This is a genomic window from Shewanella sp. 492 (assembly GCF_059338445.1).
The window spans coordinates 2144650-2169708 of record NZ_CM181702.1; the positions used below are offsets into that span (position 1 = coordinate 2144650).

A 25059-nucleotide genomic window follows, 5' to 3' on the forward strand; every position below is an offset into this window, starting at 1 on the left:
CTTGTGTTCGTGCAAGAGGCGCCTTAGCTTGGAGAGCTCGACAATCAGCCACACAATGACTTTTTATAAGCGACAAAATTTACTACTAACTCCTCGTTAAGCCCGAGCGGTCAATGCGCCTTAATAGTGTCAATGCCATTTAACACACCAATACTGGCTCGTAAAAATTGACTAAACTCGGCTTCTCGTAACGCTGGGCTGTATAAAAACCCTTGGGCCTGATGACAACACAGTTCAGATAAGAAGTCTTCTTGCTCCAGGGTTTCCACCCCTTCAGCAGTCAATGAAATATTAAGCGCATAGGCCATCGCGACTATTGCACTGACAATTTCACGGCTTTCATGACTGACACCAATGTCAGAAATGAAAGAGCGGTCAATTTTTAATTTTGAAATGGGGAACTGTTTTAGGTAACGCATCGAGCTATAACCGGTACCAAAATCATCGATGGCTAATCCAACACCCAGCTCAGCCAACTCTTTGCACAGATGAGTAACGTAGACAATATCTTCCATTAGTTCAGTTTCGGTGATCTCTAAAATCAGCGTATTTGGCTTAATGCGATAACGGGTCACCAGTTGCCAAATTTGATCATAAAGGTTTGAGTTAAAAAACTGCTGGGCGGCGACATTAACATGCATCGAAATATTAATGTTGTCTCGCTGCCATAAATTCAATTGACGGCAAGCGGCCTCTAACACCCACTCACCAATAAGATTGATCATGCCAGACTTTTCGGCCACATCGATAAATGCACCTGGGTATAACACGCCTCGCTTGGGATGATTCCAGCGGATCAAAGCTTCAGCACCAATATAACGATTGCGTTTTAAATCTTTAAGGGGTTGATAATACAATTCAAACTCTCGCCCTTTGAGCGCCAATTGCAGATCGCGCTCTATTATCGCGGTCTCTTTAAACGCACTCAGTAAAGCATGATTAAACACTTGAATGGCATCGCCTTGCTTATTTTTAGCATACTGCAACGCAATGTCAGCACAGGTTAACGGGGCAAACATTTGCTCTAATGTTTCGATACAAACCACAGATAAGGCCGGTTTAACATCAAACAACTCATGCTTAATCAATACAGGCACACACAGATGCTGATATAACCGATTAATGAGTAGATCCATTCGGTATTGATTGTCGAGCGTATCAATTACTAAGGCAAACTCATCACTGCCAACGCGTGCTAGCAGATCTGTTTTGCTAACACTGGCAAAGTGCTTTAACCGCCGGGCAATTTCTATCAGCAACAGGTCCCCTTTCGCATGCCCATAGGTATCGTTAAAACGTTTAAAGCCTTTAAGATCGAGCAAAATAAGATGGCCTTGAACGACACTCTCTAATTGTTGGCTAAAGTGACGTCGGTTATATAAACCTGTGAGTGGGCAGCGCCATGCTAAACGTTCGAGTTCTGTTTGATGCTGATGTGCTTCAGAACAATCTTCTGCAGTCACCAATGCATAATCATTACCCCTTTGGGTGGTAAATGGCTTAACCGAATACCGCATCCAATAACGAGTACCATCTAAGCGGGTAATTTGCACTTCACCTTTGGCGGTTTCGCCTCGTTTAACCTCAGCAAGCGCCATTCTGGCCTCACAAGGTGACTGTTTAAAAAAGTCGAGGCGGTTAACATCTGCTCCAATCACCTTTTTCTTGGGGATCCCTGACATCGCATAGTGCGCACCGTTAACATACTCAATGATGTCGGTTTGTAGATTAACCACCATACTGACCTGCTCTGAGTGTTCAATCGCCTTGAGAAACAAGCTTAAGCGTTCATCGGTTTCATAAGCGCGGGCCGTCGCTAAGGTGAGTGCCAATTGGTCAGCGACTTGGGCGGCAATATGCAGTTCACTTTCAGTCCAGGTATATGATTTCGTCTGCTCTAAAAACAGTACGCCTTCGAGGTGACCATTAATCCGAATAGCCACATCTAAGGTACTGGCAATGCCTTTGGGTTGCAGATACCCGTCGTGAAGCTCTTGCACCCTCTCATCATTATGCACAGCAATGGCATCAATAATTCGATGTTGCTTAAGCTCTGATAAATAATGGCGACATAACGAGGGAGCGGGACGTGGGAGAGCAATAACGGATAAGTTATCGTAATGGGCGACAAGACACGTTGAATCACGTTCGAGCGAAAACAGGCAAACACCAACATAATCAATAGCTAAGTGCTCGCTTAACTGTTGTGCAGCTAGCAAGGCAGTTTCGTTAAACAGTCCTTGCTCTTTCTCTAACGAATTGACAATGGACTCGAGCAGATATTGGTATTTACGTTTTATCATAGCATCCTAAAACCAACAGGCCTGATAAGCCTGCAGAGGCTTTGTGATATAAATAAGCTTTAATTGGGCAAGCAAATAAAGTGTAATAATATTAAAACCTAACCAACACTTAAACCTATATCTGCAGTAGACAAATTTATAAGTTGTTGTGTAATTGATAAATCATTTTTTCGGCGCTAAACGCGAAAGTCAATGACAGGGTTTTCCCTGTCTCATCGTCTATCACTTCCACTGCTACATTATCGAAACGCGCTGTGGCTGCATTCACCAAGCGTTCAATTTGCGCCTGGGCGTCATCACCTGTAATCGCTATGGTTAATACCCTATCATGCTCATCTATCACAGCACCGATATCGGCATAGCTGCCGCAGTCATTACAAGTATCATTAACCAGATCTGATTGTCTTTCTTGAATGTTTTTCATATTCACAACGCTAATAAGTAAACTAAGACCATCATTATAGTGATATCTGGCGTTAGATACGAGACACGGGTCAAATCTCAACTTAAATTTGAAAAACAGACCCAGTCTAATAGGGCTTATACCATGATGTCAGCCATCGTACGTTGCGCCACCACCTGATCGGCAAAATGTACAATATCATCCATGCCAATTTGGTTATTAAGTTGACCACGATAGCGCGACTGAGTCACACGGTCGCAATTATTTAACACCGCATTCATCGCTATACTTTCGTGCCCGCGGATCACCAGAGCTTCAGGCGTTAGGCTTTGCTGCAGATGAAAAGCACTCATTCCCTGTTGGTGAAATACCGCACTATTATCGATTACAGCTTGCTCTGTAATATTAACTAACAAGGGTTGTGATCGCGGTAACTCAAACCGCTGACGTAAGCGGCTATCGGTGTCTTCCAATGGGTGCGGCAGATGAAACTGAGCCATATCACGCGCATCATCTGAAAGCATGGCAAGTAATAAGGCAAACTCCCCACGCCTATCATCTGAAACAGCATGATTAAGCCGGGTGCCTAAATTGACCTCATTGATTAATAACCGATTGGTTTGCATAAAAAAACATCACTAAAACAAGTCGTTGGTATTTTATCGACCGCTTAAACACTAACTTTAGTAATTATTTTAATTAGGGGGTTTACAGAGGATGAGTTTGTGACTACTATTGCCGCCGCAATTGAGGAGGGGTTCCCGAGTGGCCAAAGGGATCAGACTGTAAATCTGACGGCTCAGCCTTCGAAGGTTCGAATCCTTCTCCCTCCACCATTTGCGTACAATATGATATAAAGAGATATTCGTGGAGGGGTTCCCGAGTGGCCAAAGGGATCAGACTGTAAATCTGACGGCTCAGCCTTCGAAGGTTCGAATCCTTCTCCCTCCACCATCTTTATCTCTGATGCTTAAATTAGTTGTAGTTGGCTTTACAACGTATACTAAGTTCATTGTATTATGTTGTGGTAACAGAAAGGTAATATGTGGAGGGGTTCCCGAGTGGCCAAAGGGATCAGACTGTAAATCTGACGGCTCAGCCTTCGAAGGTTCGAATCCTTCTCCCTCCACCACTTTTTCTGTTTATCTATTGTGATAATATTTATGTTTGCCCATCCTGTTTTAAGCGATATACAATCTCATCCAATTTAAAATCAGCTTTATTTACTCCTCACGATTATTAAACTCCAATCTAATTTTAACATTGATGTTAAGAACATCAGTAATTGGATAGTCCAGCTATCTTAGGCCGCTCAGGTATTATCCCACTCAACAGCAATTGAGCAGTTACTAAGCACCTTCTTAAAACCTGACTGATAAAAACTATACACATTAATTATCACTAGCCATTAAAGCGCTAAGATGGTGATACCCTCGAATAATATCGGCCTGTGATTTATAACTGTCAGTTTTTCACTACGCTTAAGTTACGATATAAATCGAAATGGATAATCTTGTCTCTGTATCGGCTCACGAAACATCGTTATAATTTATAACCAAAAGCTATATAAGAATGGCATGCAATCCCTCTTCTAGAGAGGTCAATCATATTGGAGAACGAATGGAACGCTCGTGGGTTAACCAAGCAATCGCAAAAATTGAAGCCGATTATCAGCGTAGTGCAGACACGCATCTCATTCATTTAGATATTCCCTCGCTTCAAGGGGTCGATATCTATTTAAAAGATGAAAGTACTCATCCCACAGGCAGCCTTAAACATCGCCTGGCGCGTTCGCTCTTTCTCTATGCTTTATGTAATGGCTGGATCAAGCAAAATACGCCCATCATAGAGTCGTCATCAGGCAGTACTGCGGTTTCTGAAGCCTATTTTGCACGATTACTCGGCTTACCCTTTATTGCCGTCATGCCTAAGAGTACCGCCAAAAGAAAGATCCAACAGATCACAGCCTATGGCGGCCAATGTCATTTTGTCGAACACTCCAGCGAGATCTACGCCGAATCTCAACGTTTGGCCGATGAGTTATCGGGCCATTATATGGATCAATTTACCTATGCAGAACGGGCTACCGATTGGCGTGGCAATAATAATATCGCCAATTCCATATTTGAGCAGATGAAATGTGAGCCCCACCCGGTTCCTCGTTGGATTGTCATGAGCCCAGGCACGGGTGGCACCTCGGCGACGATCGGCCGCTATATTCGTTACCAAAGAGAACAAACACAACTGTGTGTGGTCGACCCGGAACACTCCGTATTTTATGATTATTTTATCAGTGGCGACGCCAGTGTCACCTGCACACAGGGCAGCAAAATTGAAGGTATAGGTCGCCCACGCGCAGAGCCGTCATTTATTCCTGGCGTGGTGGATAAGATGGTTAAAGTTGCAGACGCCGCCTCTATCGCTACGATTTATTGGCTAGAACAGCTCATTGGCAGAAAAGCCGGGCCCTCGACGGGTACCAATCTGTTTGGCGCACTGCAACTGGCTTGTGATATGCATAGTCAAGGCCAGCAGGGCTCTATCGTCACCTTGTTGTGTGATTCAGGCGAGCGGTACTTAGATACCTATTACGATAGGCTGTGGGTGAGTGAGAACATAGGTGATATCACTCACTACCAGACCCTACTGGAACAATTTAATCAAACCGGTAAGCTTGATTAGTCGATATTGAGATACTTATGAGTCTGTATCGATAAACGCCAATTACGCGCGATACAGACTTGCATGGCTAACTGCGTTGCCCTTGGCTTTTGACTTATCGGCTGTAAGCAGATGGTTTTGCCCAAGGTATCGATATTCGTCAATAGCTCATCGAGTTCATCAATATGGCTCTGTTTGGCGACCGGATGCTTTATCTCATCGGCGCGTTGTAATGCCTGCTCCAGCACCTTATAACCGCCCTTCATATTGACTTTCGGCGACACGGTAACCCAGCTACGTGGATCGCACTGCACGTCAAAGGTACCACTGGTTTCAATCTGGCATTGATACCCTTGCTCCGATAACGCTTGTGTCAATGGACGTAAATCGTAAATACAAGGCTCACCGCCCGTGATCACCACATGTTTAGCAGTAAAACCTTTGCGTTGCCATTGCACCAAAAGTTGCGCTGCATCTAGCTCTGCCCAGCGGCCAATTTCACCATCGACTTGGATGACTAGCTCAGGGGCGACGCGGTTTTCAGCCAGTGTCTCCCATGTGTGTTTGGTATCACACCAGGCGCAGCCTACTGGGCAGCCTTGTAAGCGAACAAAAATCGCGGGAACGCCGGTATAAACACCTTCCCCCTGAATAGTTTCAAATACTTCGTTGACCGGGTACTTCATGGTTAACCTCATCGCTATGGGGCCGCTTTTATAGAAGATTTAGCGCCCACTGGCAAGTATAACGCGATTATTTATCTCGCAAGTGGCTTAAATCCTCTTCCAAACGGCTTTGCGCTCAACAAGACATTTTGCAAGCGTTGCAGCGTCAGTTAAACTAACGCCAAATTTTGTTAACGATAAACCTTCATGTCTAAAGCAGTTGTAGTGTTCAGTGGTGGCCAAGACTCCACAACCTGTCTAATACAGGCGTTAAACCAATACGATGAAGTTCACGCTATCACCTTTGATTATGGACAACGACATCGACAAGAGATCGACGTTGCCAAGCAACTCGGTGAGCAGCTTGGCGTTATCAGCCATAAAGTTCTCGATGTAACGGTATTGAATGAGCTGGCAATTTCAGCATTAACTCGTGATGCCATTGAAGTATCTAACGAGCTAATGGCCAATGGATTACCCAATACCTTTGTGCCGGGCAGAAATATTTTATTCCTCACTTTGGCGGGGATTTATGCCTACCAACTGGGGGCTGATACAGTGATCACTGGGGTGTGTGAAACTGACTTTTCGGGCTATCCTGACTGCCGAGATCAATTTGTTAAGGCGATGCAATCGGCCTTAGAGCAAGGCATGGATCGCAACTTGACCATTGAAACGCCATTAATGTGGCTTAATAAGGCACAAACTTGGGCGCTGGCCGATAAATACCACAGCCTAGCGCTTATTCGCGATAGCACCCTCACCTGCTACAACGGCATCATAGGTGATGGTTGTGGTACTTGCCCTGCCTGTCTATTGCGTAGCCAAGGGCTACAAGACTATTTAGACAATAAGACAAGAGTCATGGCTGAGCTTAACCGCCAATGCTAAGTTCATTAAAATCAAGTTCGAAACCCTATGGGCTAGTGCTACTCATAAGCATTGTCTGTATCGCGCTCTATTTTGCCCCGTTCGATAGTAGCCTCGCCTATCGTAAAGCGGCCATTACCCAAGGTGAATGGTGGCGCTTATTGACAGGCAACTTGCTGCATACCAATGCTTGGCATTTGGCGATGAATCTCGGCGGATTATGGGTATTGGCGTTTTTACATGAGATGCATTACCGCGCAGCAAACTTTAGCCTGCTGTTTGTCCTGTTGTGCTTATTACAGGGGGTAGGGCTTTACTGGGGGTTTCCCACTTTACTCGGTTATGTAGGGCTTAGCGGTATGTTACATGGCTTAGTGACCTATGGTGCCCTAAAAGATATCCAACGCGGTATACGCTCAGGTTATCTCTTGTTAGTCGGTGTGTGCGCTAAAGTCGCTTACGAACAAATCTATGGGGCGAGTAAGCAGATCACCCAACTGATCGATGCCCGCGTTGCCACCGAATCGCATTTAATCGGAGTGTTCACGGGCATATTAGTGTTTATTGGCTATAAGCTTATTCGGCGCTGGTCCAAATAAACTGACAAATAAATAAGTCATCACCCCTACATCCTTCCGCTAACGGATGTGGGGGGATTTATCCACTCTACTTTTATCTCATTAACGACTCAACGCTCATTAGATTTAGGCTTTTATTAAAGCCTCTCTTAACGCATGGACTTGATCACGTAGCGCCGCGGCTTGTTCAAACTCAAGATCGCGCGCATGTTGATGCATGCGTTTTTCCAACTCATCAATTTGATGGCTCAGGGTCGCGGCATCTGCAGCAACATAATCCCCTTTAGGTTCGGCCACTTTATGATAGGAAGGTAGCACCCTTGCGGTATGCTCGTTGCCGCCGATATCCATCACATCGGTGATCCGCTTTGACAACCCTTTAGGGGTAATGCCATGTTCCAAGTTATATTGACGCTGTTTTTCTCGCCGCCTTTCGGTCTCATCAATCGCCTTAGCCATCGATTTAGTGATCTTATCACCATAAAGGATCACCTTGCCGTTTACGTTACGCGCTGCGCGGCCTATGGTCTGAATCAGCGAGCGCTCAGAACGTAAGAAGCCTTCTTTGTCTGCATCTAAAATACAGACTAAGGAGACTTCTGGCATATCGAGTCCTTCACGTAGCAGGTTAATCCCAACAAGCACATCGAACACCCCTTTACGTAGATCGCGAATGATCTCCACCCGCTCTACCGTATCAATATCTGAGTGTAAGTAGCGCACCTTCACTCCATGTTCATCTAAGTACTCGGTAAGATCTTCTGACATGCGCTTAGTCAGCGTAGTCACCAATACCCGCTCGTTCACCGCAACCCGTTTACCAATCTCTGATAATAGGTCATCGACCTGTATTCCAACCGGACGCACTTCAATCTCGGGATCCAGTAGCCCTGTTGGGCGCACAACCTGCTCGGCGATTTCGCCATCACTCTTGTCGATCTCATATTGCGCAGGCGTGGCTGAAACAAACACGCTTTGAGGCATTAAGGCTTCAAACTCTTCAAATTTGAGCGGGCGATTATCTAACGCCGACGGCAAGCGGAAACCGTATTCCACTAGATTCATTTTACGCGAGCGGTCACCTTTATACATGGCGCCAATTTGCGGTATGGTCACATGAGATTCATCGATGATCAGTAAACCGTCAGCGGGCAGATAATCCAGCAAGGTCGGTGGCCCCTCTCCTGGGCGGCGACCTGATAAGTAACGCGAGTAGTTCTCGATCCCCGAGCAATAGCCCAGTTCGGTCATCATTTCGATATCATACTGCACGCGCTCGGAGATCCGCTGAGCTTCAATAAGCTTATTATTATCCAATAGGTACTGTTTACGCAGACGAAGCTCAGCCTTGATCTCTTCGGTCGCGGCAATAATTTTCTCCCGTGGCGTCACATAGTGGGTCTTGGGATAAACCGTGGTTCTAGCTATACGCTGTAAGATATGCCCCGTTAATGGGTCAAATAGGCTAAGTCTGTCGATTTCATCGTCAAACAGTTCAACGCGGATCGCATCTCGCTCCGAATCAGCCGGGAAAATATCGATCACCTCTCCTCTGACCCTAAACGTGCCGCGCTGCAACTCTATGTCATTACGGGTATATTGTAATTCACTTAAGCGCTGCAATATCTCGCGCTGCCCCATTAAGTCGCCCTGACGCAGATGCAACAACATTTTCAGGTAAGAATCAGGATCCCCCAGACCATAAATAGCCGATACCGAGGCGATCAATACCACATCTTTACGCTCCAACAGTGCTTTGGTTGCCGATAAGCGCATCTGTTCAATATGGGCATTCACCGACGCATCCTTTTCGATAAAGGTATTGGTCGATGGTACATAGGCTTCAGGTTGGTAGTAATCGTAGTAAGAAACAAAGTATTCAACGGCATTATGAGGAAAAAACTCTTTCATCTCGCCATACAGTTGCGCCGCCAAGGTCTTATTGGGTGCCATGATAATGGTCGGACGCTGTAACTGCTGTATGACATTAGCAACGGTGAAGGTTTTGCCAGATCCTGTCACCCCAAGCAATGTCTGGCACGCTAGGCCTGACTCAATGCCGTCAACCAACTTCTTTATTGCGGTAGGTTGATCGCCGGCGGGCTGGTAATGGGAGACAAGTTGAAACGATGATTCACTCAATGGGACACTCCTAACTAGTTCAGCAGACCATCTTAATCGACCGAGTGACTTTAGCCAATCGCGTTAGGAGGATTTAGCCAAACGATATAGATGAAGAACAGTCCGATGGGGTTAAGTGATAAATTGCCACACCCGCGAGCTAGATGAAACTTTAATACAAGGTTAATAATATGGCATTAGTGCCATTAACTCGCGTCAAGCCCAACACTGTAGCGACATTAATACACAAGAGACTCCATCAAATTTATTACATATTTACAACGGCCAGAAAAGATCTTGATTATGGCTATTGATTTTATTAAACATTTGATATTAAACAAATAATAAAAAAACAATTAAATTTAGTCATTTTAAGTACAATCCGCAATCTACAAGGGTTTGAAGGCCTATTTTTTGGCTAACCCACAGGTTTATCCACAGATTTAGTGGATAACTCTTACAACCTCAGTGCCATCGCGGCTTTGCCTTAGATGGACTGATTATAAGTTGAGAGGTAAATCTATGTAATTTTACTACATTTGACGAAGTTAACCCAAATAGCCCAATCACTATTAAGGCTATTGTGATATCGAACAACTGCTTACCTTATTACTTTAAGCGTAGTGCCAATAATAATGTCGACAAGATAACCAAAGTGCACACTAAGCCAGCATGATGGGCATTAGATGAGCACTTAACCACATAATTACTCTTTTTTTTCTCACCATGAGTTGACTCATGTCTAAGAGCGATTTAATATGCGCTCCGTCTTCAACGACGAGTTGCTTTATACGTTTCCCCTGTAGTTCAGTTGGTAGAACGGCGGACTGTTAATCCGTATGTCACTGGTTCGAGTCCAGTCTGGGGAGCCAAAGCAATAAGATGTAGTAGATAAGTATAATGCGTTTCCCCTGTAGTTCAGTTGGTAGAACGGCGGACTGTTAATCCGTATGTCACTGGTTCGAGTCCAGTCTGGGGAGCCAACGCAGTACAAACAGTGTAAGATACAATGTTAGTGTAAATTAGCATTGAAAAAGTTAAAGCGTTTCCCCTGTAGTTCAGTTGGTAGAACGGCGGACTGTTAATCCGTATGTCACTGGTTCGAGTCCAGTCTGGGGAGCCAAACTTTTAAATCAAACACTAAAAATTAAGTATCGATTCCCCTGTAGTTCAGTTGGTAGAACGGCGGACTGTTAATCCGTATGTCACTGGTTCGAGTCCAGTCTGGGGAGCCACTTAATTAACGTAGTAATATGAAATATCGATTCCCCTGTAGTTCAGTTGGTAGAACGGCGGACTGTTAATCCGTATGTCACTGGTTCGAGTCCAGTCTGGGGAGCCATTTCTTTAGTTATACCCTCCTTCTACAATAACATTCCGCTTTAATAAATAATCAGTTAGACTAGCAGTCAATCAATTGGGATCAATTTAATTCGCTAGAGATTCTGGACTCACTGTTTATGGGCGTTACTAAAACATTTCACCTTATTTTGCTGACAGTATTCGGCATTATCTCCTTTTTTAGTTATCAGCATGAACAGCAACGCGCATCGGCTATGGCCGCTCAATCATTACAAGACTATGTGCAAAATCCACTATGGCAGACCTCACTGCCTCGTGACGGTCATGCCCTCTATGCTCTCTTAAGTCCCGAGCATCATTTTCAATTTTTTCAATATATTCACCAATTAGATGGAGCCCTTAGCTACACCAGCGGTCAGTTACATCCTGTAAATAATGACATTATTGGTGCGCTCTTTAACCAAGAACTTAACGACACACGATCCTTGTCCCAGGGCAGATTGCAAGTCAAGTTAGATAACCGTCATATCACCAACTCAGCAAAACAGCGTTTTCTTCAGGCGTTAACTGTCATTTGGCTAACTTATCTAGTTATTAGTTTGCTGTTTAGTATGTTGATGATGCGCCTCAGTCGAGCGATCCGTTATGCCAGTGCCTATATTGCAAACTTGTCTGAACTTAAATTTGACGCATTAGCCCACTCTTACTTTCGCGGCGAACTAGCCCCACTGGGACAAGCATTAGAGAGATGCCGTACTTCACTTAACCGCGCATTTGATGAGATGCAACAACATAATGACAAACTCAACAAAGAAGCCTATCAAGATCCAATAACATTATTTAGCACCCGGGCTAAATTCACCCAAAAGCTCGACGGTTTGGCCCAACCTGGAAAGCAATTCGGAGCCATGGCAATAATTAAAGCCACTGAGCTTGGCCAAATAAATCAATCACAAGGTCGCGAAGCCGGTGATAATTATTTAGCAGGAGTGGCTGCCTGTATACGAAAAAGTATACAAGACTTTGCTTATGCAGAATGTTTTCGCATTTCGAGCGCTGACTTTGCGCTATTTATCCCCGATATGACACTTAAAGATGCCCAGCCTTTACTGCATAATTTAAAGGCTAATTTTGACCTATTTCAACAGACTATCGATGCTGAATCTGTCGCTTATACCGGCTTAGTCCCTTACCAGCAAGGCAATCAAGCCTTGTCACTTATTTACCTTGGCGATGCCGCAGTTAGCATTGCCCAAACCATGGGCCCCAATAGTGTCCATATTCACGAAAAACTCAACGGAGATGAGTTATTTGGGGATTCAAAATGGAAAGTGGCCATTAACGATATCATCAAACGTCGTGCCCTTAAATTTCATGCACAAGATATTCAGCCTTGCCGCGGCGCCGATAAAATTTATCGAGAACTTTTAGCCCGATTTTACAGCAGCCAAGGTAAGTTTTTACCCACAGGCACTGTGATTGCTATGGCTGAGCGCCATGGGCTCAATGTTGATTTAGATAAAATGATTATTCTCAGCACCTTCAAAGTACTTATCGACAACCCTAACTTAGAAGGCGCCTTTGGGATCAACATCAGTTCAAACTCAATAACACAACCCGCCTTTATTGCCTGGCTTAAAGCGCTTTTTGTGCATCAGCGTCAAATTGCCAGTCGAATCGTATTAGAGGTCAATGAAGCGGGAATGCAAGCCAATATCAATCTGGCACACAAATTTGTTAGAGAGATGCACGGTGTCGGGGCTCGCGTCTCAGTAGAACATTTTGGTATGGGATTCACCTCCTTTAAATTTTTTAAAGAAGTACGCCCAGATTTTATTAAGCTCGACGGTAGCTACACCCAAGATATTGAATCTGACCATAATCGCTTCTTTGTTAAAATGATCGTCGATGTGGCGCGTAAACAGTCCATTAGCGTTATTGCTTCAAGCATCGAACGCCAAGAACAAAAGCTGCTATTAGAACACTTACTTGTTGATGGATTGCAAGGCTATTACATCGCTAAGCCCCATCCCATTACACTGCGAGATGAACAATCCTCAGCCAGTTAAACCGTAAATGAAATAATCCCTGCATTCTATGTGTTGTTTATCGATGCCGAAAGGTCGATAATAGCCGTTAAATTAGATATAGATAACCGATTGAGATGAGCGAATATCTCCTGCTTTTGGTCGGCACTGTGCTGGTCAACAACTTTGTTTTAGTTAAATTTCTCGGATTATGTCCCTTTATGGGCGTCTCCAGCAAACTAGAGTCCGCAATAGGTATGTCGATGGCGACCACCTTTGTGCTTACGCTTGCCTCCATTTTGAGTTATCTGGTCGACAACTACTTATTACAGCCTTTTGAATTAGGCTACCTGCGGACCATGGCCTTCATTTTGGTGATTGCCGTCGTGGTGCAGTTCACCGAAATGTTAATCCAAAAAACCAGTGCATCTCTGCATCGCGCACTGGGGATCTACCTGCCGCTGATCACCACTAACTGCGCCGTTTTAGGGGTGGCACTGCTCAACGTTAATGAACACCATGATTTCATCGAGTCTGCAATTTACGGCTTTGGCGCCGCTGCAGGCTTCTCCCTGGTACTTATTCTCTTCTCCGCCATGCGTGAGCGCCTTGCCGCTGCAGATGTGCCATCCCCCTTTAGAGGTGGCGCAATCGCCATGATCACCGCCGGTTTAATGTCGCTGGCCTTTATGGGCTTTACAGGTTTGGTAAATTAACCATGTTTGAGATCGTCATCGCCATTATATTATTAGGATTACTCGCGCTATTTTTTGGCGCACTACTAGGATTTGCCGCCGAAAAATTTAAGGTCGAAGGCAACCCCGTGGTCGAGCAAGCCGAAGCCTTATTACCACAAACTCAATGTGGCCAATGTGGCTACCCTGGTTGTCGCCCCTACGCCGAAGCCATTGCCAATGGCGAAAAAATTAACAAATGCCCACCTGGTGGTACTGCCACCATGGAAAAGCTGGCCGAGTTAATGGGCGTAGAACCTGAACCCTTGACCGCCACCGCCGAAACCCAAATCAAAAAAGTGGCCTACATTCGCGAAGAAGAGTGTATTGGTTGCACTAAATGTATTCAGGCCTGTCCTGTCGATGCCATTTTAGGTACCGGCAAGCAGATGCACACAGTCATTGCAGATTACTGCACTGGCTGCGATCTGTGCGTTGAACCTTGCCCCGTCGACTGCATCGACATGTTGCCCGTGACCCCAAGCATTCAAAATTGGAATTGGAAACTTAACGCCATTCCCGTCACCACCATTAGCGAGGAAGCCAAGTGTTAACTTTATTTGAACAAATTGATAAAGGAACACTGTGGCGCGTGGCGGGAGGAATTCACCCGCCTGAGTTTAAAACCTTATCAAATCAAGCTAATATCGCCAGTTTACCTTTGGCTGAGCAATATATCATCCCGATCCCTCAGGTGGGCGAAAGCTGCACCTTGGCGGTTGGCGTCGGCGATACGGTGGCCCAAGGGCAACGGCTCACCCAGGGAGACAGCTTTCGTCATCTGCCTGTACACGCACCAGTATCGGGCCAGATTGCGGCTATCGAAACGCGCCCAAGCAACCACGCCTCGGGCTTGCCTGTGTTGTGCTGTATCATAGATAACGATCATCAGCAGCGGCTTTTTCCTGCTATCCATGCGCCATTAAGCCAAGATGACGTTAAAGCGATGGCCAGTGATGAGATTCTCACCAGAGTCCAACGGGCAGGCGTTGCCGGACTTGGCGGCGCGGCGTTTCCAACCCACATCAAATTAAAACCGGTCAGTGATATTGAGCTATTGATCATCAATGGTGTCGAATGTGAACCCTACATCACCTCCGATGATCGTTTGATGCGCGAACATAGCACCGAGATTGTCCGCGGCATTGAGATTATTCATCAGTTACTAAGCCCCAAACGTATCGTCATCGCCATCGAGGACAACAAACCTCAAGCCATTGAGCAGATGACACATGCCCTCAACAACAGCGACTTACCAGCCCAGTGCGCGCGGGTCACCGCCATACCCACGGTATATCCTTCTGGCGGTGAAAAACAACTGATCCAAATCATTACCGGTCAAGAGGTGCCATCGGGTGCCATTCCAGCCAACTTAGGGATTTTGGTGCAAAATGTCGGCACCGCCTTTAGCATTGAGCAAGCCGTCTATTGTAACGCGCCGCTGATAGAGCGAGTGGTTACCTTAACGGGTAATAATATCGGCCAACCGGGTAATTATTGGGTGCCAATTGGCACGCCCATCGAACACCTATTACATTGCGCTCAATTTAAGGGGGATGATCACTCCCCGATTATTATTGGCGGCCCGATGATGGGTTACATGTTGCCCAATCGACAAGCGCCACTGCTTAAAGGCACAAACTGTATACTGGCCCCCGATAGCAATGAAATCGCTCCGCCGGCTCCAGAGATGCCATGCATTCGCTGCGGCGAGTGTGCCCAAGCCTGCCCTGCGGGTTTGTTACCCCAGCAGCTGTTTTGGCATGCCAAAGCCGAAGAATACGATAAAGCGGCCAGCTATAACCTTAGAGATTGCATCGAATGTGGTTGCTGCAGTTATGTCTGCCCAAGTGACATTCCCTTGGTGGAATATTACCGGGTCGCTAAATCGGCACTGCGAGTTGAAGCCGAAGAGAAGAAACAAGCAGAGCTGGCCAAACAGCGTTTCGATTCGCGTATGCTGCGCTTAGAACAAGAAAAACGCGCCCGTGAAGAAAAAGCCAAACAAGCGGCACAAAAACGTAAAGCCGCCATGTCTGGCACAGATAAAGATGCCGTCGCCGCGGCAATGGCACGGATAAAAGCCAAAAAGGCGGCTGAAACTGCCACTACAGCTGCGCCCACATCCAACACTGAGGGCAGTGCAAATGCAAGCAACACGGCGACCCAAGATAAAGTAGCCGCCGCTATTGCCCGCGCCAAAGCAAAAAAGGCCGCTCAACTGGCGCAAAGCAGCGATGCGCATCAACAAGCTGAGCCAAACGATGTAAATGTCAACAACGCTCCATCAGCGGCGCCATTGAGTGAGGCCGAGGCCAAGAAGGCCAAAATCGCTGCGGCGGTCGCTAAAGCCAAGGCAAAAAAAGCTGCCCAGCTGGCGCAAAGCAGCGATAAAAATGAGCAAGCTAACACCAATGATGCAGACACCAGCGTCGCTCCATCAGCGGCGCCAGTAAGTGAGGCTGAGGCCAAAAAGGCCAAAATCGCTGCCGCGATCACTAAAGCCAAGGCAAAAAAAGTTGCCCAGCTGGCGCAAAGCAGCGAGGCCCCATCATCAACGCCAGTAAGTGGTACAAGTGAAGCTGACCAGCAAGATAAAGCCGCTGATAGTATTGATGCTAATAGTATTGAGCTATCGGCAGCAGAGATTAAGCAACAACGTATTGCCGCCGCAGTGGCAAAAGCAAAGGCCAAAAAACTGGTCAAGGCCGCTAGTGCAGCTCAAGATGATGAGCACGAGGATTAATCATGGCTTTTAAGATGGCATCTTCGCCCCATATAAATACGAGTGCACAAACCAGCACATTAATGCTCAAGGTCATGGCCTGTGCACTACCCGGTGTGCTGGCTCAATGTTACTTCTTCGGCTGGGGCGCGATTATCCAAGTGCTACTGTCTATCGCCGTTGCGATGGCCACTGAAGCGGCGGTTTTATCGTTACGTAAGCGCCCAGTTTGGCCAACATTAAGTGATAATAGCGCCGCACTTACGGGGTTATTGGTCGGCGTGGCCATTCCTGCGCTTGCCCCTTGGTGGATTAGTGTCATTGGTGTGATATTTGCCATTTTAGTGGTTAAACACCTCTATGGTGGCTTAGGTAACAATATCTTTAATCCGGCGATGGCAGCTTATGTCATGCTGCTGATCTCCTTTCCCTTACAGATGACTACCTGGGTGGCGCCAGCAGGCGCAGCGCTCAACGATGTCAGCTTATTGGCAAGCTTGCAGATTATTTTTCAAGGGATAAGCCCTGCAGAAGTATTAGCCTATCGCGCCGGTTTTGACGGCATGAGTATGGCGACCCCGCTCGATGCGATTAAAACCTCGCTTTCAACGGGACTGACCATCAATGAGGCACTGGAAAAGCCTACCTTTGAAAACGGCTTTGGCATTGGCTGGGTATGGATTAATGTCGCCTATCTGTTTGGCGGTTTATGTATGCTTAAACTTAAGCTGATCCGCTGGCATATTAGCGGCGCTATTATCGGCAGCTTATTTGTCTGCGCCAGTATCGGCTATCTATTAAGCCCCGACACTCATACGGGCCCATTACTGCATCTATTTTCTGGCGCGACCATGATTGCAGCCTTTTTTATCGCCACCGATCCGGTTACTGCGGCAACCAGCGTTAAAGGGCGCTTACTATTTGGTGCATTAATCGGGGTATTGGTTTACAGCATTCGCAGCTTTGGGGGGTATCCTGATGCATTCGCCTTTGCTGTATTGTTAGCCAATCTGTGTGCGCCGTTTATCGACTATTATGTGAAGCCTCGCGCCTATGGCCATCGAGCAAGCCGTTAAGTCATGCTCAGGAGAGTAAATTGAAACGTTCTATTGTTAAAAATGGCAGTTTATTGGGGTTATTTGCACTGCTGTGCACCGCCTTAGTTGCCATGGTTAATCTGTTTACTGCCGATCGTATTAAGCAGCAACAAGATCTGCAATTAATGCGTACTCTGCATCAGATCATTCCCGATGAGATACATGACAACGCCTTAATTGAACATTGTATTTTAATCCATGACGCTGCCGCGCTTGGCGTGGATGAACCTTTACCCGCTTATATCGCCAGCCAACAAGGTACACCTGTGGCCATCGCCATCGAGACCGTCGCACCGGATGGTTATAATGGCCAAATCAAATTGATTGTCGCCATAGATGTGCAAGGTAAGGTGCTCGGCGTGCGCACCCTAGCCCATAATGAAACTCCTGGGCTGGGTGATAAAATTGAGTTGCGTAAATCAGATTGGGTCTACCTGTTTAATCAGCAGCAGCTGAACGATGACAATGATAAGCTGTGGGCCGTTAAAAAAGACGGCGGACAATTTGACCAATTTACTGGCGCAACAATCACCCCCAGAGCCTATGTCGGCGCGGTAAAACGTACCCTGCAGTATTTTAATGCTAACCAAGCACAACTGCTTAACCGCCCAGCTAATTGTGAGGTTTCCTATGAGTAATTATCGCGATATTGCCTGGCAAGGCTTATGGAAAAACAATCCAGGACTGGTGCAATTATTGGGCTTATGCCCATTGCTGGCCGTAACCGCTACCCTAACAAACGCCATCGGGCTGGGTTTAGCGACCTTAGTCGTATTGGTTGGCTCCAACATCTTAGTATCGCTAGTGAGAGACTTCGTCCCTAAAGAGATCCGTATTCCGGTATTTGTGATGATTATCGCGGCGCTCGTGACCTGCGTGCAACTGCTGATCAACGCTTACGCCTACGGTTTATATCTGTCACTGGGGATCTTTTTGCCACTGATTGTGACTAACTGCGTGATCATCGGTCGTGCCGAAGCCTTTGCGTCGCGTAATACCGTCAGCAAAGCCGCTTTCGATGGTTTAATGATGGGCCTAGGCTTTACCTTAGTCTTGATGATGTTAGGGGCGTGCCGTGAAATTTTAGGCCAAGGCACCCTTTTTGATGGCGCTAATCTGCTGCTTGGAGAGTGGGCGGCCGATCTGACCATCCATTTCTGGCAAGTAGACACCAATTTCTTGCTCGCCATGCTACCACCGGGGGCATTTATCGCCATGGGCTTTTTAATTGCTGCCAAAAATATCATCGATGACAAGATTGCCGCACATCGCCCAGCTCCAGAGCCAGAGCAAGCCGTGACCAGAGTTAGAATTACCAAGGTAAGTTAATCGATGAATAACGAAAAACGCCGCCAAATATTAGAGATCCTGCGCAGCAATAACCCTAAGCCGGAGACAGAGCTTAACTTTGCATCACCGTTTGAGCTTTTGGTTGCCGTCACCTTGTCGGCCCAAGCAACTGATGTGAGTGTTAACAAGGCCACTGATAAATTGTTTCCTGTGGCAAATACCGCCCAAGCCATTTTAGACTTAGGGGTTGATGGTTTAAAACAGTATATTAAAACCATAGGCTTATATAATAATAAGGCCATTAACGTCATCAAAGCCTGCCAGATATTAGTTGAAAAATATGCAGGTGAAGTGCCCGAGAACAGAGAAGCCCTCGAAGCCTTACCTGGTGTGGGCAGAAAAACCGCTAATGTGGTACTTAATACCGCTTTTGGCTGGCCGACCATTGCGGTGGATACTCACATCTTTCGCGTTGCCAATCGCACTAAATTTGCCATGGGGAAAAATGTCGATCAGGTTGAGCAGAAGATGTTAAAAGTCGTACCAGCTGAATTTAAGGTCGATGTACATCATTGGTTCATCTTACAAGGTCGCTACACCTGCTTGGCCCGTAAACCTCGCTGTGGCAGCTGTATTATTGAAGAGTTGTGCGAGTTTAAAGACAAAGTCTACCCTGACGAAGACTGACCCAGCCATATCGCAAGTGGCTTTTATGCCCAAGCTGACTCAAGCTATCTGCCAACAAAAAAGCCGCTAATGCGGCTTTTTTTTAGATATCGATAACCTCATCAAACTAAGAGACAGTGCATTTTTACCACACAGTGGCTCTTTGGCTTGTTCAGCGGCGTCACCTATGTCGCTTAGCTTATTCAACATAAGCGCTCGGGCCTTGACTTAAAAGCTGCTCATCAAAACGACTCGCCAGTTATCAAATAGCAACAGTGATTAGAACATCGATACAAAAAATATTGATAGCACCAAAGCGATAGTAACAGCTAAGCCTAAGGCCATTTTTAATTCGCTAGACATGATTAAACTCCTTTAAGTACGTTAAGTCATTATGCGGCTAAAGCAGATTTGCACCAAAGTATTTACTGAATTCTGTGACCTCAGTCATAGGCGCTATAGTGGCAATATGACAGGAGGCCTGTGCACCTTTCTAGTCATGCTTTAGTAATGCCACAGTTACTATTAAAGTGATTGGCTACTGATTCAGGTGGTGAGTAGTAGGCCACTATTATTGAGCCTAATCCTATGTTTAAAAGACTTTAGCGACCTTTTAGGCAGAGATGACCACTGACCTTAATTAGGGGTATAATGGCCGCCATCTTAAACCAGAATAAGAGGTCTTCATGGCACAACTTCTTCACACTATGCTTAGAGTTGGCAATCTCGAACGCAGCATCCATTTTTATACTGAAATCCTTGGCATGAAACTGCTTAGACAATCTGAAAACCCAGAATACCGTTATACCCTCGCCTTTGTCGGATTTGACGACGAAAGCACAGGTGCCGCAGTGGTAGAGTTGACCTATAACTGGGATACCGATAGCTATGATCTAGGCACAGGGTTTGGCCACCTTGCCATTGGCGAAGCCGATATCTACAGTCGCTGTGCTGCAATTGAAGCTGCCGGAGGTAAAGTGACCCGTCAACCCGGCCCTGTTGCCGGTGGTAGTACTGAAATTGCCTTCGTTGAAGATCCAGACGGCTATAAAATTGAATTTATTCAACTTAACTCGGCGCAACAAGGCCTAGGCTAAAACGTTAGCTGACTTAAATAACGTTTTCTGACGCTAACGGCTATCGCCAAGTCAGCTATGTTAAAGCAGCAAGTTAAGCATAAAAAAAGCGCCCTAAGGCTAATGCCAGTCAGTTAAGCTGATTGGCATTTTTCTTTTTATGGGGATATTTGCTTGGTTTTGACTTTATAGCCCTTGGGTACACCCTATCTTCTCGTTTCGTTGGTAGCTCGAAGTTACCTAGCATTTCTATCAGTTGCTCGTAATGTTTGGGTAAATTTCCTGGGCTCATCAGTGGTAATCTTGCTAGGTAACTTAGTATCGTACTCGCACAATTACTGAAGCTGAGGCGATTGGCCCATATTCCTTTTCTTGATGCGGCCTCAGTCATTGCTTGACGCATCAGGTTGTAGCCAAGTAGTAAGCCCCAAAGTTCCTGTTCTACCATCTCTGATTTTTTACTTCTTAGCGTATACTCGCTGTTTAGTAGGGTTTGTTTCATCTCTCTGTAGCCAAGCTCTATTTCCCATCGATGATTATATAACTCAACGATGTCAGCACTTGGAAAGCGTAATGGGTCGACCATTGAGGTTAATACCTGATGCGTCTTACCTTTTATTGATTTTGTCACCAGCCTCGCTTCTATATGCGTCGGTAGCGCTGGGTTTTGTTGTCTGGCTTGGGCGGTTATTGCCAATTTCACCTGTTTATCTAACCGGCCATTTGAGTGTAAAACCTCGTACTGAAGCCCCTTTCTCGCAGGGATTAACCAGTGCCGCTCTTCACCACCTAGTTGCCATTGATGTAGCAAGTTTAAGGAGTAAAAACCTTTATCGAACATCGTGAGACTATGGTCTGGAGTTGACTGTATGAGCGCTTCTGCTAGCTTCATTTCACTCGTTTTATAACCATCAAACGCGCTATTTATCAGTTGATGGCTAGTGAGCTCCATATGACACACCATACGAACCTGAGGAAATGAGGTGTCACCATGTTGATTTGATGGTGAGCCAAAAGCATTACGATTATCAGCGGTGTCTTGAGTGCGCCAGACTACACCATCAACGGCTAATAAATTCAGTCCACACCATGTCTCAAATTGAGTGTTGCTATAGTAATGTTTTGCCATCATTTGAAAGGCATTTTTCATACTCTGCACACCTAACCTCTGGCGCCCTTGAACAAGAGCACTGGGGGCAATGAGCTTCTTTTTACCTGGTAGCATCAACTCCATATGAGTCGCAAGCTCCCATACAGACTGTTGTCGGTAAAAACTCATACCAATGACAGACCACATAACTGCATCAAGGGGTAAGCGACGTTTTCTTACTGTGGCGACCCCCCGCAGTTTCAAAGGCTTGCTGGATGATGTTTTCATCCAATAAGTGATTAAGATTGGTAAAAGCTGTGGCTTCTTGGTGGTATTCAAAAGCGGTGCAGAAAGCTTGTTCTAAAGACATAAAAAAATCCAATATCATTTCTGATATTGGATTTTGAAGCCTTTTAAAGATCGGTCAACTGATCGTTTATATGCTTAACTGATCAGCATTAGCCCTAAGGCGCTTTTTATTTTAGCTCTTGATACTCAGCAATGCATCGCTGAATACCTCAAGCTAATTATCGATTAAAACTTGAACGTCACACCAGCAAAGTACTGACGACCTACCGTGTCATAGACTTCAGGTACCGTACCGCCGTCACTGCCGTTAGACACACGTGATGGCTCTTCATCGGTCAAGTTCTTCACACCAGCGCTCATGGTCCACGCGTCGTTTAGGAAGTAAGTTGCCGACAAGTTGTGATACAAAATCGCATCCACTTTATTGCCTTCGGCTAAATCTTCCATTTCACCGATATAACGGTTGAAGTACATTAGGTTCCAACTATCTTGACCAGCCTTAATACTGAAGTTATTACGCACTTCTGCATAGGCACCGAAGTTACCGTCGATAGTGTCGGTATAGTCAATACCGTCTTGCTCGAAGTTAAGCAAGTAAGTGGTATCGTTAACAATCGCCCAATCTAATCCTAAACCTTCAAAGTTGTAGGCTAGGTTAAAGTCTATACCGCTTGTGTCTTGAGTACCCACGTTAGTTAGCGAGTTAGTTAAGTTATCTAGATCGCCATTCGGACCGATGTTAAAGGTTTCGCATGCGCTCTGATCGCCAGCAAAACAGTCTTTAAGGCCAGCTTGTGTGTCTAAACGCGCAATCGCGTTATCCACTTTAAAGCGCCAGTAATCAAGCGTTAACGACATGCCTTCAACATAGCTTGGTGAATATACTAAACCGGCAGTATAAGAGTCAGACTCTTCTGGCTGTAAGTTTTCATCTGATGTACGGTTAACCAAAATCTGAGGATCTAGTGCATTGCCCCAAGGATCATCAAGATAATCGTACGAACCTGAGTTACCGCCGTATAATTCGCTTACACTTGGTGCACGGAAACCGGTTGCAGCCACTGCGCGCAGCATTAAATCATCAGTTGCTTCATAGGTCAGGCCTATTTTCCACGTTGATGCATTACCAAAAGTCGAATACTCGTCAAAACGCAGTGCAAATTCACCAGTTAACTTCTCAGTGAAAGGTACGCTCACCTCTTGATAGACAGAGATAACGTTATAATCGCCATCGGTAGGATCTTGCTGCGCTGAGGTACTTTCACCCGCAACTACGATTGGGTCTGGATTATAGTAACCACTTTCGCTGCGATATTCTGCGCCGATGGCAAAGCCAACAGCACCTGCATCAAGCTCAAACAATTCACCGTTTAGACCTGCAGATAATACATGCTGCTCGTTACCACCATCTGCTTGTTCGCTGTAGCTTACGCTATTAAGCAAATCGGCATCGGTAACAGGCTGCCCTGTGAACCATGCATCTTGATTGGCGTAGATGGCATTAGTCATCAAGGCGCCATTGATTGAGTTTTCAACCGATGTGCTAGCCTTGTTCTTACCATAGGTGTAGGACAAGTCCCAGTTCATGCCAGTATGCACATCCAGTGCACCTTCAACACCAATTGACGCACGCAAAGTATCAGTATCTTGCTTATAGATACGTGGACCGACGTCATTCATACGTTTTCTATAATTAACAAGGCCTTTATCATCGGCCACAATACCAGCACTGGCCATATCGGCATCGATATCGATACACTCGAGCGTGTTTTGACCCGGCACACAGACATCTAGCATTAGATTGGCTGGTTGCGGCGCCAACTGTTGGCTGGACTTACGCTTGGTGTATAACACGTCAGCGTTAAAGATAATATCGTCGCTCAACTCTTGTGTCATGTTGGCAAACAAGCTGTAACGTTCACTCGGCGTTTGATAGTAGCTATCTTGGGTATAATCATAACCCCAATCACGCTCTACCCAGTTACCATTTTCATCTTTGATCAAACCGCCTAATGAACCATTTGGCAAAAATGAACTCGCGCCAGGCGTAGTCCAATCACGATCAGACTGGATCACACCACGACGGTCAGAATAAGCAGCACCAATGGTGTAATTACCTTTATCTGTGTTGAAACCGTATAGCGCACTGATATCGCCGTTTTCACCATCACCTTTATCGGTAGCACCACCGTTTAGGTCGATTTGGAAACCTTCGAAATCTTTCTTAGTGATGATGTTCACCACACCAGCAATAGCATCAGAGCCATAAACTGCTGAAGCACCATCTTTTAATATTTCAACACGGGCGATCATAGCGACCGGGATAGAGTTCAAATCCACTGCACTATCGGCACCAGAACCCGAGTTAACCATGCGGCGGCCATTTAGCAGTACTAGCGTACGCTGTGAACCCATACCACGAAGATCAACCTGAGCGATACCGTCAGCACCGTTATTGGTGCTAGAGCCCACTGCGGCGCCCGCCATAGACGTTTGTGCTTGTAGCATCTGGTCTACCGAAGTAAAACCTTCTGCTTTAATTGAGGCCGCGTCGATAACGGTAACAGGAGAAGCCGTTTCCATGTCTTTACGTTGAATACGTGAACCAGTAACGGCAATACGCTCAAACGATGCGCTTTCTTCTGCAGCAATGGCATTGCTTGAGGCAATAAAACCACTGGTAGAGACTGAAGCAATTAATCCCAACTTAATTGCAGATGCTAATTTTGTTCTTATCATGTAACGATAACTCCCTTGCCTTCATTATTATTGCACGCTGTTAACTATTAATATTTATTCAGCGTTGGGCCTGATACTGTCTCGTCACTTAACACACGTCAACAACCATAACTTTTAACCATTGATAATGAGAAGTTAATAAGCATGACAACAATGATAACAACTAAGCGCATTAATTAAGCGCAACTATAGATTAATGTCGTGATTTGAGGTTTTTTGTTTATAAAATAGCTACCGATCACGTTTTTAAAGCCAAGAATCACATACATACAAGCAACAACGTAAATACCAAAAAATGTGACACAAATCACGCTTTACCGGTTATTATGACGCTTCCCGCCTAAACTGACGTTAAAAAAGACAGTGTTAATTAATTAACAATTAGCAGGTTTGGTATTAATAA

General features: G+C 45.7%; 18 protein-coding genes, 8 tRNA genes and 1 pseudogene. 20 read left to right on the forward strand and 7 right to left on the reverse strand.

All coding sequences use genetic code 11. The annotated features are described in order from the left end of the window. Positions 1 to 110 precede the first annotated feature (110 nt). The 3 genes from AC5YBX_RS09645 to AC5YBX_RS09655 all read right to left on the reverse strand — a co-directional run bounded on the left by AC5YBX_RS09645 (position 111) and on the right by AC5YBX_RS09655 (position 3332). Positions 111 to 2303 (reverse strand): putative bifunctional diguanylate cyclase/phosphodiesterase, encoded by a 2193-nt coding sequence (locus AC5YBX_RS09645; protein ID WP_494519022.1) that lies wholly within the window; start codon positions 2301 to 2303, stop codon positions 111 to 113. Between the two features lie 136 nt (positions 2304 to 2439). Then, complete coding sequence (locus AC5YBX_RS09650) at positions 2440 to 2727, reverse strand: DUF406 family protein (protein WP_475514070.1); 288 nt, start codon at positions 2725 to 2727, stop codon at positions 2440 to 2442. Positions 2728 to 2843: 116 nt separating this feature from the next. Then, a complete protein-coding gene (locus AC5YBX_RS09655; protein WP_494523578.1) occupies positions 2844 to 3332 on the reverse strand; it encodes a VC2046/SO_2500 family protein in 489 nt (162 codons plus the stop codon). A gap of 125 nt (positions 3333 to 3457) precedes the next feature. On the opposite strand from AC5YBX_RS09655, the gene AC5YBX_RS09660 reads away from it, so the two are divergent. From AC5YBX_RS09660 to AC5YBX_RS09675, 4 genes are all read left to right on the forward strand, one after another. After that, positions 3458 to 3542, forward strand: a tRNA-Tyr gene (locus tag AC5YBX_RS09660). Positions 3543 to 3575: 33 nt separating this feature from the next. Beyond that, positions 3576 to 3660: transfer RNA gene (locus tag AC5YBX_RS09665), tRNA-Tyr, on the forward strand. A gap of 93 nt (positions 3661 to 3753) precedes the next feature. Then, positions 3754 to 3838, forward strand: a tRNA-Tyr gene (locus AC5YBX_RS09670). 488 nt (positions 3839 to 4326) lie between these two features. Next, a complete protein-coding gene (locus AC5YBX_RS09675) occupies positions 4327 to 5388 on the forward strand; it encodes a PLP-dependent cysteine synthase family protein (RefSeq protein ID WP_494523579.1) in 1062 nt (353 codons plus the stop codon). Here the strand turns inward: AC5YBX_RS09675 and queE are convergent. Then, positions 5385 to 6053 carry a 7-carboxy-7-deazaguanine synthase QueE gene (gene queE / locus AC5YBX_RS09680; RefSeq protein ID WP_494519020.1) on the reverse strand — a complete coding sequence of 223 codons (669 nt, stop codon included), beginning with the start codon at positions 6051 to 6053 and terminating at the stop codon, positions 5385 to 5387. The genes AC5YBX_RS09675 and queE overlap by 4 nt on opposite strands. Positions 6054 to 6239: 186 nt before the next feature. Between queE and queC the strand changes: the two genes are divergently transcribed. Further along, complete coding sequence (gene queC, locus AC5YBX_RS09685; protein ID WP_475514074.1) at positions 6240 to 6923, forward strand: 7-cyano-7-deazaguanine synthase QueC; 684 nt, start codon at positions 6240 to 6242, stop codon at positions 6921 to 6923. Next, a complete protein-coding gene (gene rrtA, locus AC5YBX_RS09690) occupies positions 6917 to 7501 on the forward strand; it encodes a rhombosortase (RefSeq protein ID WP_475514075.1) in 585 nt (194 codons plus the stop codon). The genes queC and rrtA overlap by 7 nt, the downstream gene beginning before the upstream one ends. Positions 7502 to 7606: 105 nt before the next feature. On the opposite strand, the gene uvrB is transcribed toward rrtA, so the two are convergent. After that, positions 7607 to 9622: an excinuclease ABC subunit UvrB gene (uvrB, locus tag AC5YBX_RS09695; RefSeq protein ID WP_494519019.1), complete on the reverse strand. Its 2016-nt coding sequence runs from the start codon at positions 9620 to 9622 to the stop codon at positions 7607 to 7609. 775 nt (positions 9623 to 10397) lie between these two features. Between uvrB and AC5YBX_RS09700 the strand changes: the two genes are divergently transcribed. The 14 genes from AC5YBX_RS09700 (at position 10398) to gloA (ending at position 20539) form a co-directional block, all read left to right on the forward strand. Next, positions 10398 to 10473: transfer RNA gene (locus tag AC5YBX_RS09700), tRNA-Asn, on the forward strand. A 35-nt stretch (positions 10474 to 10508) separates the two neighbouring features. Beyond that, positions 10509 to 10584: transfer RNA gene (locus tag AC5YBX_RS09705), tRNA-Asn, on the forward strand. 64 nt (positions 10585 to 10648) lie between these two features. Beyond that, positions 10649 to 10724, forward strand: a tRNA-Asn gene (locus tag AC5YBX_RS09710). A gap of 36 nt (positions 10725 to 10760) precedes the next feature. Beyond that, a tRNA-Asn gene (locus AC5YBX_RS09715) sits at positions 10761 to 10836 on the forward strand. Positions 10837 to 10867: 31 nt separating this feature from the next. After that, positions 10868 to 10943: transfer RNA gene (locus AC5YBX_RS09720), tRNA-Asn, on the forward strand. Between the two features lie 118 nt (positions 10944 to 11061). Beyond that, positions 11062 to 12972, forward strand: coding sequence for an EAL domain-containing protein (locus AC5YBX_RS09725; RefSeq protein WP_494523580.1), 1911 nt, complete (start codon positions 11062 to 11064; stop codon positions 12970 to 12972). A 95-nt stretch (positions 12973 to 13067) separates the two neighbouring features. After that, positions 13068 to 13646, forward strand: a complete 579-nt coding sequence (rsxA, locus tag AC5YBX_RS09730) for an electron transport complex subunit RsxA (protein ID WP_494519017.1) — start codon at positions 13068 to 13070, stop codon at positions 13644 to 13646. Positions 13647 to 13648: 2 nt separating this feature from the next. Then, complete coding sequence (gene rsxB / locus AC5YBX_RS09735; protein WP_494519016.1) at positions 13649 to 14218, forward strand: electron transport complex subunit RsxB; 570 nt, start codon at positions 13649 to 13651, stop codon at positions 14216 to 14218. Continuing rightward, the gene (gene rsxC, locus AC5YBX_RS09740; RefSeq protein ID WP_494523581.1) at positions 14212 to 16410 is read left to right on the forward strand and encodes an electron transport complex subunit RsxC; all 2199 of its coding nucleotides are present in this window, start codon (positions 14212 to 14214) and stop codon (positions 16408 to 16410) included. Before rsxB ends, rsxC begins: the two co-directional genes overlap by 7 nt. A 2-nt stretch (positions 16411 to 16412) precedes the next feature. Beyond that, the gene (gene rsxD / locus AC5YBX_RS09745) at positions 16413 to 17465 is read left to right on the forward strand and encodes an electron transport complex subunit RsxD (protein ID WP_475514081.1); all 1053 of its coding nucleotides are present in this window, start codon (positions 16413 to 16415) and stop codon (positions 17463 to 17465) included. A 20-nt stretch (positions 17466 to 17485) separates the two neighbouring features. Then, a complete protein-coding gene (gene rsxG / locus AC5YBX_RS09750; protein WP_475514082.1) occupies positions 17486 to 18124 on the forward strand; it encodes an electron transport complex subunit RsxG in 639 nt (212 codons plus the stop codon). Further along, the gene (locus AC5YBX_RS09755) at positions 18117 to 18815 is read left to right on the forward strand and encodes an electron transport complex subunit E (protein WP_494523582.1); all 699 of its coding nucleotides are present in this window, start codon (positions 18117 to 18119) and stop codon (positions 18813 to 18815) included. The genes rsxG and AC5YBX_RS09755 overlap by 8 nt, the downstream gene beginning before the upstream one ends. Before the next feature lie 3 nt (positions 18816 to 18818). After that, a complete protein-coding gene (gene nth, locus AC5YBX_RS09760) occupies positions 18819 to 19463 on the forward strand; it encodes an endonuclease III (protein WP_475514084.1) in 645 nt (214 codons plus the stop codon). A 665-nt stretch (positions 19464 to 20128) separates the two neighbouring features. After that, entirely contained in the window at positions 20129 to 20539 is a 411-nt protein-coding gene (gene gloA / locus AC5YBX_RS09765; RefSeq protein ID WP_475514085.1) for a lactoylglutathione lyase, read from the forward strand. A gap of 109 nt (positions 20540 to 20648) precedes the next feature. Here the strand turns inward: gloA and AC5YBX_RS09770 are convergent. Next, a pseudogene (locus AC5YBX_RS09770) lies at positions 20649 to 21978 on the reverse strand (IS4 family transposase). 164 nt (positions 21979 to 22142) lie between these two features. Then, positions 22143 to 24656: a TonB-dependent receptor plug domain-containing protein gene (locus AC5YBX_RS09775; protein ID WP_494519011.1), complete on the reverse strand. Its 2514-nt coding sequence runs from the start codon at positions 24654 to 24656 to the stop codon at positions 22143 to 22145. Positions 24657 to 25059 lie beyond the last annotated feature (403 nt).

Coding starts and splice junctions, on each gene's coding strand:
- AC5YBX_RS09645 (WP_494519022.1), bottom strand. CDS start 2,303: ATGATAAAACGTAAATACCAATATCTGCTCGAGTCCATTGTCAATTCG.
- AC5YBX_RS09650 (WP_475514070.1), bottom strand. CDS start 2,727: ATGAAAAACATTCAAGAAAGACAATCAGATCTGGTTAATGATACTTGT.
- AC5YBX_RS09655 (WP_494523578.1), bottom strand. CDS start 3,332: ATGCAAACCAATCGGTTATTAATCAATGAGGTCAATTTAGGCACCCGG.
- AC5YBX_RS09675 (WP_494523579.1), top strand. CDS start 4,327: ATGGAACGCTCGTGGGTTAACCAAGCAATCGCAAAAATTGAAGCCGAT.
- queE (WP_494519020.1), bottom strand. CDS start 6,053: ATGAAGTACCCGGTCAACGAAGTATTTGAAACTATTCAGGGGGAAGGT.
- queC (WP_475514074.1), top strand. CDS start 6,240: ATGTCTAAAGCAGTTGTAGTGTTCAGTGGTGGCCAAGACTCCACAACC.
- rrtA (WP_475514075.1), top strand. CDS start 6,917: ATGCTAAGTTCATTAAAATCAAGTTCGAAACCCTATGGGCTAGTGCTA.
- AC5YBX_RS09725 (WP_494523580.1), top strand. CDS start 11,062: ATGGGCGTTACTAAAACATTTCACCTTATTTTGCTGACAGTATTCGGC.
- rsxA (WP_494519017.1), top strand. CDS start 13,068: ATGAGCGAATATCTCCTGCTTTTGGTCGGCACTGTGCTGGTCAACAAC.
- rsxB (WP_494519016.1), top strand. CDS start 13,649: ATGTTTGAGATCGTCATCGCCATTATATTATTAGGATTACTCGCGCTA.
- rsxD (WP_475514081.1), top strand. CDS start 16,413: ATGGCTTTTAAGATGGCATCTTCGCCCCATATAAATACGAGTGCACAA.
- AC5YBX_RS09755 (WP_494523582.1), top strand. CDS start 18,117: ATGAGTAATTATCGCGATATTGCCTGGCAAGGCTTATGGAAAAACAAT.
- nth (WP_475514084.1), top strand. CDS start 18,819: ATGAATAACGAAAAACGCCGCCAAATATTAGAGATCCTGCGCAGCAAT.
- gloA (WP_475514085.1), top strand. CDS start 20,129: ATGGCACAACTTCTTCACACTATGCTTAGAGTTGGCAATCTCGAACGC.
- AC5YBX_RS09775 (WP_494519011.1), bottom strand. CDS start 24,656: ATGATAAGAACAAAATTAGCATCTGCAATTAAGTTGGGATTAATTGCT.